Genomic DNA, 8,410 nt, shown 5'->3' with positions numbered 1-8,410 from the left:
ACGTTTCACGTTGTTTGTTTCGTTCAGTTTTCAAAGAACTACTTGGTCGCTCATTTGCGACTTCCTTATGTTAACATTTTCATCTTTCAATGTCAACTAAGTTTTTCATTTCGTTTGTCGCTTTCGACGTTAATGTCATCGGCGACTTGTTCTATATTACACTCCTGTACTCTAATCGTCAATACTTTTTATCCTTTTTATTTTATAAATTATAAAGTTTTTTATACTCCTTCCCTAAAGATTAATAAACTAGTGTAGTCATTTTTATAATCGACAGTTTCTACTTTCTAAAGAATGAATATCAAGCCACACAAATATATATTAAAAGTAGCTTTTTTATTTCGGTTACATTCACAATTATCTCCTACCACTTCTCTCTAGGAATTATAAATACATCCTACATTTACTAAAATCTAATTACATTAGGAGGCGTTATGAAATGCATGCTAATAAGAAAATCATTTATGTATCCCATGATGCCCATTTCCACGGAGCACAGCTGCTTTCTTTACATACTATTAAAGCCCTTAAAGAAAACTTTCAATACTCCGTCGCAATTATTTCTATTGGAACGGGCATTTTAATCCAAGATTTTCAAAAGTATGGTCCTGTTTATTGCCTAGAGGAAAACTACCCAACGGAAGAAAAAGTCGAATTATTAATAAAGAAGTTATTATTAAAAGACTATACCATCGCCATATGTAGTACCGTCATAAGTGGTGATATAGTTGCATTACTAGCTAAACATAATATTAAAGTTATTTCATTAATACATGAATTGCCGCATTTAATACAACAGTACTCTGCTGAGGGAAAAGCAAGAAACATTGCCCAATCTGCCCACAAAATTGTCTTCCCTTCACAATACGTGTATGAGAAATTCCGTACAATCACCCAATTAGATCATCAAAAATGCCACATCCTCCCTCAAGGTTTGTTTAACCACAACCCTTATAAGAACAATATTGCAAAAGCGAGAAACGAATTACGAAAAAAACACAACCTGCCTCTCGATAGCAAAATCATTTTGGGGGTAGGTTTTGCTGATCATCGAAAAGGAATAGATTTATTCTCACTTATTGCTTACTCAGTAAGAAAGGTGCATACGAATATTCATTTTATCTGGGTTGGGAAAACAGATGTTCATTTTTTTAATACAATCTCCCCAAGATATACAGCACATTTCACATTAGTGGACCCAACTCCAGATATCGGTTTATATAACGCCGGTGCTGATTTATATTTATTAACTTCAAGAGAAGATCCTTTCCCAAACGTAGTTTTAGAAGCATTAGATACAAAAGTCCCTGTTATAGGGTTCAAAAACGCTGGAGGTTTTGAAGATGTTGTTACGGAACAAACCGGCGCATTAGTAGACTATTTAAACTTACCTATGATGCTGGAAAGAATATATGAACTTATCGGGAATGAAGATTTACGATTACAAAAAGGGACCTTTGGCCAAGAACTTATTGAAAGAGATTTCAACTTTCTTGATTACGTTTATCAATTATTAAACTTGCTTGAGCATAATTATAAAAAAATAAGCGTCATTGTACCGAACTATAATTACGAAAAATACTTACCGGAACGAGTTAAATCAATATTAAATCAAACCTATCCCCTTTACGAACTAATTTTCCTAGACGATGCCTCTACTGACAATAGCGTATCTATATTTGAAAAGCTTCTCTCAAATGAAAATAAACACCACCTGAAAGTTCAGCAGATTATTAATGATAAAAATTCTGGTTCTGTATTTAAACAATGGATAAAAGGTGTCTCTGCAGCAACCGGTGATTATATTTGGATTGCTGAGGCCGATGACTTATGTGATCAGACATTTTTAGAAGAAGTAATACAAGGGTTTCATATAGATAGTGATGTTGCCTTAAGCTACACACAATCAAAACAAATAGATGAACAAGGAAATATCTTGGCCAATCATTATTTGGATTACACAAATGATATTGATAAGGAAAAATGGCAGAGTTCTTATGTCCGAAAAGGGATAGATGAAATACAAGATACGTTACTTATCAAAAACACCATACCTAATGTCTCAAGTCTAGTTTTTAAAAACATAGATATAAAAACAATAGCAAAACAATTGGAAAAGTTTAAAATAGCTGGCGATTGGTTTTTCTATGTTTCTCTCCTTAAAGAGGGGAACATTTATTTTAATCCAAAACCTCTAAACTATCATAGACGACATACAAATAGCGTAACAAGAACAGAAGATTCATATTCCCACTACAGTGAAGTTGTACAAATGCAGAATTTCATTAAAGACAACTTTACTATCGACGACATTTCAAAAAAGAAAATGTATGCATATAGAAAGTACCTTGAAGCATATTTGAAGGTTTAATTATATATTTTCTTTATCATCAGTATCTCTTGTAAGACATTACTATTATTTAAGGGGGGTTACTCTTTGAAAGAATTTATAGAGGCAAATAAACATTTGATTTCTCAAATTGCACAAAAATACAATGTAAGTGCAAATATCCACCCAGAAGATCATATCTTTCAATTCCTTGTCACAAATCCAGTCTTTCCATCTAAAAAAGAAGCAATAGATTATTATTTTAAAGATGGAAGAAAATCAGCAGAAACACTCTTAGATTTAATTACTTCCTTTTATCCTCCTGTAGACACTCCAATTCAATTATTAGAATTCGCATCCGGATATGGCTGCGTAACACGTCATTTATTAAATCAGCAAACGAACTTAAGTATAACTACTTGCGATATACACGAAGAGGCTATTACTTTTATTGAAAACACATTACATACTTCATCTCTATTATCTCACCCTGAACCAGAACAAGTAAAATTAGCCTCGTCTACGTATGATATCGTTTTTTGTCTATCCTTTTTTTCTCATATGCCTGATACAACTTGGTTTCGTTGGCTTCAGACATTGTATAACGCTGTTTCTCCTGGCGGCTTATTCATTTTCACAACTCATGGATATCAAAGTAAAAAGTACTTCGGCTTTCCCGCTTTAAATGAACGGGGTTATTGGTTTCTTCCCTCTAGCGAACAACTCGATTTAGATGTTCATCAATACGGGCAAACGATCGTTAGCCCCTCTTACGTATGTGACAAAATTAAATTATTACCTTATAATCCTATTATCAAAAAATACACTGAAGGTTTTTGGTGGGAACATCAAGATCTTTGGGTAATAAAAAAAGAAATAAAATAATAAACCACGCTCTACTTATACAGAAGTAGGGCATGGCTTATTATTTTTTACTATATAAGAACTCTTCAATCCATAGCTTATTTAATCTAATTCCACTTTTGAAATCCACTTTCGGTTCCCAATTACATTCTCGTCTTACTCTATCTATATTTAAAATGATTTTTTGAACGTTTTCTTGCTTTTGTTTATAGCAGATAAAGTCCACTTTTCTTTCCGTTAATTTCTCCAATTCTACTATAATTCGTTTTAAAGAGAGACCCTTTCCGCTGCCTATATTATACACACAAAATTTCAAGTGATTTAATTGCGATAGTTGTATAGTAACTTCCACTAAATCATCGATATAAATATAATCTCGAATAATTTCTTGTGGATTCCCATATATATTAATCTTTTCATTACTGAGATGCTGATACAAAAAACAATTTATTGCTCCAACTTTCTTTAACGGGTTTTGATATTTTCCATACGGATTAGAATATCTACATACAACATAGTCCATTCCATATTTTTTCTTATAAAAGTACAAATAATTTTCAAGCGACACCTTTGTTATTCCATAAGGAGAAAGTGGTTTTAATGGATGTTCCTCATCAATAGGCAGATATTCCGGTTCACCATAAACTGTGCCTCCAGAAGATGCTAATACGATTTTTTTAATGGGGAAATTTTTAGCACTTTCCATGAAATTAAGAAAAAAAAGGCTACTGTTTATATCTCCGAAAACATCTTCAATTGAAGTTGTTACATTAGACGTTGCAGCTAAATAAATAATAATATCCACATTCACTAAGGCTTTATATATATCTTCAACATTTGCTAAATCACCTTTAATAAATTCAACCTCACTTATAATATTTTGAGGAAAATTATTTATATGTCTGGAAAATACTTTTACATTTTGGCCTTTTTTCAATAAACCTAATGCGAGGTTAATACCAATGAAACTATTTCCACCTACTATTAAATAATTATTCTTCCGCATAATATCCTCTCTAGTAATAAGATTTTTGCTTATCACACCTGTAAATACAAATAAATGAACTTGGACAATTCTATTATTCTTTCTCTTATAATTGTATGCTTCTTATACATTTTCATTATCTTTATTTTCTGTTTAGAATCGCTGTCTTATCTAAGATGACCGAAAAACACTCATAATATTTACTCATTTCCATGAATATATTGGATTAGTAAAGCCTTCTCCATAAATAAAACTTTCAAAAAGGAGCATTAAATTTATGAAGAATGTAAATCAAGAGCTGTTAAATCATGTAATTCTACATAAAGACCGAATTCCACATTTCCATAAAGACTTTCCCCTGATACTATTCTGGAGCCACAGAAGCGGATGTACTACATTAGCTAATTGGTTCTTTTTTCAAATTGGATTATTTACTGAAGCAAAAAAATACCATGACTTTATTCATTACTATGAATTCTGGGTGTATAAAAACAACACCAACTACATACCAGAGTTACAAAATGGTCTTCTAACAGCAAAAAAAGATGTTTGTAAACTTGTGCGGAATCCCTATACAAGGGCTGTCAGCTCATTTTTATTACTTGCTGACAATCCATATGCAATTCCTCAATGGGAAAGTATCCGCCAGTATTTGTATAATGACAAATATAGTAAACGAGGAATATCATTTAAACAATTTTTATATTACATTCGAGCATTCGGTTCCAATTCCGTAGCAATGGACATACATTTCAGTCAGCAATACGTTCCAGGTGAAGAAAATTTTATCCAACACTATATTCCTTTAGAAGATTTTAATACACAAATCACCAAGTTAGAACACACGTACGATTTACTTAAATCCCATTTAGCGCTACTTACAAGCTCAGATCATCATCGCGCTCATAAGATGATTTATACAGGAAACTATGCGGAACTCAGCCTTACAGATACAGCCTTCCCTCGCTTTCCAACATATGAAAGTTTTTATGATAAAGAAACAATGGAGTTAGTTACAGAAATATATGCACAGGACTTTGAAATGTATCCTTACATAAAAGGAGTATTTTAAGTCGATACATCATTCTCCAATGAATAAAAGTGAATGTATCGCATAGCATAAAGTGAAACTTTAATTAATGTGGGTTCCCTACTTTTCACCCGCCCTCTTTGATTTCGCTAATTGTTGGCGTATGTCATATGGATTTTTCACACGGGAGTGATGTCATGTGGAAGGTAATTTAAAGCACAATACTGGATACTGTGTTATTTGTGAGAAGGAAGCTACATTTATAGAGCATAACGATTGGCTTAGAGATCACTACTTATGTTCTACATGCCACTCTATACCAAGGCAGCGAGCTTTAATTCATGTTTTAAATACATTTTTCCCGAAATGGGGTTCCTATCATATTCACGAATCCTCACCTGGGGGGATTACAACTCAACTACTAATAAAAAACTGCAAAAACTATACATACTCTCAATACTTTAAAAACTATCCTCTCGGCCAATACTTTCAAGGGATTAGATGCGAGAACTTAGAAAACATGACTTTCCAAAATGGATCTTTTGATTTGTTCATTACTCAAGATGTCTTTGAACATGTAATGGAACCAAACAAAGCCTTTAAAGAAATAGAGCGTGTATTAAAGCCTGGCGGTGCTCATGTGTTTACTGTCCCTTGGTACCACACACTTCCAAAAACTTTGCAAAGGGCAAGAATCAATGAGGATGGAATTGAGTATATTGAAGAGCCAATTTATCACGGAAATCCTATTGATGAGAATGGGTCTTTAGTAACATTTGATTGGGGCCAAGATATGATTGAATATATTTATACACATGCAAATATGTATACCCTAGTTTATTTACAAAAGGATAAATCACTAGGCTTAGATGCTGAATTTTTACATGTTTTTATTAGTAGAAAACAAGAAAATGATTTTTAGGCACCATATAATTTGGAGGTTAACAAATGGATGACTTTAAGTTAGGAAGTGATTTTGATAACCTTGTTAGCCCGCTTTCTGATGTTGAACTTCTTCATCTATTTATACAAAGTTGCTCACAAACAAAGATAAATGGTATCCCAGTACCTATGTTCCCCCCTGAAGAAATTCAACAACAGTTTGTAGGTGCTTCCTATGAACATGCTCTTTATGAAGCATATTTGTTTTATAGACTTGTAAAAACATATGCCCATAATTTAGGCGTTCCCTTGAATAAAGAACGGAAAATTTTAGACTTTGGTTGTGGCTGGGGAAGAATCATACGCTTCTTTTTCAAAGATGTTCGCCATAAAAATTTACTTGGTATTGATGTAGACCCTGTAATGATTAACCTTTGTAACGAAACGTTAGGAAGAGGCAGATATAAAGTAGCTCCCCCACAACCTCCTGCAGAATTTATTAATGACAATTCATTAGACATCATATTCGCTTATTCTGTATTCTCACATTTATCCGAAGAAACTGGAGAAAATTGGATAAAGGAATTTTCAAGAATTCTTCGTCCAGGTGGAATCCTCATCGCCACAACACAAGCGCGCTATTTTCTCGATTTTTGTCAACAATTTAAGGAACACCCTGAATTAATTCAGACAGGATGGCATAAAACTTTATCTCAAGCTTTTCCAGATATAAATCGTGCTATCTCGGATTATGAAAGCGGCAATTTCGTCCACAGCCCTACGGGAGCTGGAGACGTTAGAAATAGTAGCTTCTACGGGGAAACCATTATACCTAGAACTTATATTAAAAACCACTATGAGAAGTATTTAAAGCTGCGGGACTTTTTCGATGATGCAAACCGATTACCCCAAGCTCTATTTGTTCTCCAAAAAGATTAACTCTTTTCGCTCATTGTATAATGAAGATCATTTTATATTTCAGCCGTATATATTAAATCATTAAAGATTTCCATATCAAGCAAACTGTACAAAAAAATTCATTATGAGGCATAAACAGAGTAAGTAAATAACGTTTCTCATGCTTTAACTAGATTCGAAAAATCAAAAATAACTTCCCACCACTTGAACTACGAAGCACATAAGGGGGATATATCTTGAAAATAATTGCTTTTTACTTACCGCAGTTTCATCAAATAAAAGAAAATGACCGATGGTGGGGAAAAGGTTTTACTGAATGGACAAATACTAAAAGTGCACGACCTTTATTTCCAGGACATTATCAACCTAGAGAACCTTATCAAGATTTTTATTACGACTTAACCACCCCATCCGTAAGAAAATGGCAAGCAGAAATTGCCAAAGCACACGGCATATATGGTTTTTGTTATTACCATTACTGGTTTAAAGGGAAGAGGCTATTGGAGAGACCATTTAATGAGGTACTTCAGATGGGCGAACCAGATTTTCCATTTTGCCTATCTTGGGCAAATGAACCATGGACAAAAACTTGGGATGGTCTTGATAGTCACATATTAATGCCTCAAAATTACGGAGGGTTATCGGATTGGAAAGAACACTTTGATTATTTATTACAAGCTTTCCAAGATAAGAGGTATATCCGTATAGATAATAAACCACTATTCATTATTTATCGTCCTGGGCATATACCTAATTGTGAGCAAATGCTTAACTACTGGAATACACTCGCACAAGAAAATGGTTTGAAAGGTATATACTTCGCAGAAACATTAAACAGCTTTCCACTTCCTAATATAAATGGATTTGATGCTAGCATTCAATTCGAACCTTTTTATACAATTGCTCACGATAGTTCTTCCGACATAAATAAGATAATATATGAATCTAGTAAACAAATAAACGCTTGGGATTATGATAAAGTGTGGATGTATATATTAAAGCGATCTCCTTCAGAGAAAAAAACATTTCCCGGTGCCTTTGTTGACTGGGATAACACAGCACGCCGCAAAGATTTAAATAGCAGCATTTTCGTAGGCTCTACTCCCGAGAAGTTCACGATATATTTAAGTAAGCAAATCCAGCGCACCTATTCTCTTTACAACAGCGAGTTTTTATTTATTAATGCGTGGAATGAATGGGCAGAAGGTACTTACTTAGAACCAGATAAAAGGCATGGCTTTGCCTATTTAGAAGGAGTTAAACAAGCAATTAACAGAGGCATGAAAGCATACAAAAAAGACGAGTCATTCTGACTCGTCTTAAGCTTGCTTGGCGACGTCCTACTCTCACAGGGACAAGGTCCCAACTACCATCGGCGCTAGAGAGCTTAACTTCCGTGTTC

7 protein-coding genes are annotated in these 8,410 nt (G+C 33.7%); 6 read left to right on the top strand and 1 reads right to left on the bottom strand.

The window, feature by feature from the left end; all coding sequences use genetic code 11:
• Positions 1 to 439: 439 nt before the first annotated feature.
• Positions 440 to 2,371, top strand: coding sequence for a glycosyltransferase (locus tag PDK19_RS27105; protein ID WP_000543173.1), 1,932 nt, complete (start codon positions 440 to 442; stop codon positions 2,369 to 2,371).
• A gap of 66 nt (positions 2,372 to 2,437) precedes the next feature.
• Entirely contained in the window at positions 2,438 to 3,214 is a 777-nt protein-coding gene (locus PDK19_RS27100) for a class I SAM-dependent methyltransferase (protein WP_000657506.1), read from the top strand.
• A gap of 40 nt (positions 3,215 to 3,254) precedes the next feature.
• Here the strand turns inward: PDK19_RS27100 and PDK19_RS27095 are convergent, their stop codons facing one another.
• Positions 3,255 to 4,199 (bottom strand): NAD-dependent epimerase/dehydratase family protein, encoded by a 945-nt coding sequence (locus PDK19_RS27095; RefSeq protein ID WP_001230823.1) that lies wholly within the window; start codon positions 4,197 to 4,199, stop codon positions 3,255 to 3,257.
• Between the two features lie 256 nt (positions 4,200 to 4,455).
• Here PDK19_RS27095 and PDK19_RS27090 point away from each other — a divergent pair, with 256 nt between their 5' ends.
• The 4 genes from PDK19_RS27090 (at position 4,456) to PDK19_RS27075 (ending at position 8,321) form a co-directional block, all read left to right on the top strand.
• On the top strand, positions 4,456 to 5,250 hold the full coding sequence (locus PDK19_RS27090) for a sulfotransferase family 2 domain-containing protein (protein ID WP_049112285.1): 795 nt from the start codon (positions 4,456 to 4,458) through the stop codon (positions 5,248 to 5,250).
• 157 nt (positions 5,251 to 5,407) lie between these two features.
• Positions 5,408 to 6,130 carry a class I SAM-dependent methyltransferase gene (locus tag PDK19_RS27085; RefSeq protein ID WP_000398938.1) on the top strand — a complete coding sequence of 241 codons (723 nt, stop codon included), beginning with the start codon at positions 5,408 to 5,410 and terminating at the stop codon, positions 6,128 to 6,130.
• Between the two features lie 26 nt (positions 6,131 to 6,156).
• A complete protein-coding gene (locus PDK19_RS27080) occupies positions 6,157 to 7,029 on the top strand; it encodes a class I SAM-dependent methyltransferase (protein WP_074615653.1) in 873 nt (290 codons plus the stop codon).
• Positions 7,030 to 7,244: 215 nt separating this feature from the next.
• Complete coding sequence (locus tag PDK19_RS27075) at positions 7,245 to 8,321, top strand: glycosyltransferase WbsX family protein (protein WP_000690983.1); 1,077 nt, start codon at positions 7,245 to 7,247, stop codon at positions 8,319 to 8,321.
• The last annotated feature ends 89 nt before the right edge of the window (positions 8,322 to 8,410 follow it).

Source organism: Bacillus cereus group sp. BcHK124 (assembly GCF_027712065.1).
GTDB classification, from domain to species: domain Bacteria; phylum Bacillota; class Bacilli; order Bacillales; family Bacillaceae_G; genus Bacillus_A; species Bacillus_A pacificus.
The sequence above is the reverse complement of the archived record's forward strand: the minus strand, read 5'-3'. Positions and strand labels throughout refer to the sequence as shown.

What these genes read in the sequence shown, in the direction of transcription:
- PDK19_RS27080 (WP_074615653.1), top strand. Translation starts at nt 6,157, where the DNA reads ATGGATGACTTTAAGTTAGGAAGTGATTTTGATAACCTTGTTAGCCCG.
- PDK19_RS27105 (WP_000543173.1), top strand. Translation starts at nt 440, where the DNA reads ATGCATGCTAATAAGAAAATCATTTATGTATCCCATGATGCCCATTTC.
- PDK19_RS27095 (WP_001230823.1), bottom strand. Translation starts at nt 4,199, where the DNA reads ATGCGGAAGAATAATTATTTAATAGTAGGTGGAAATAGTTTCATTGGT.
- PDK19_RS27090 (WP_049112285.1), top strand. Translation starts at nt 4,456, where the DNA reads ATGAAGAATGTAAATCAAGAGCTGTTAAATCATGTAATTCTACATAAA.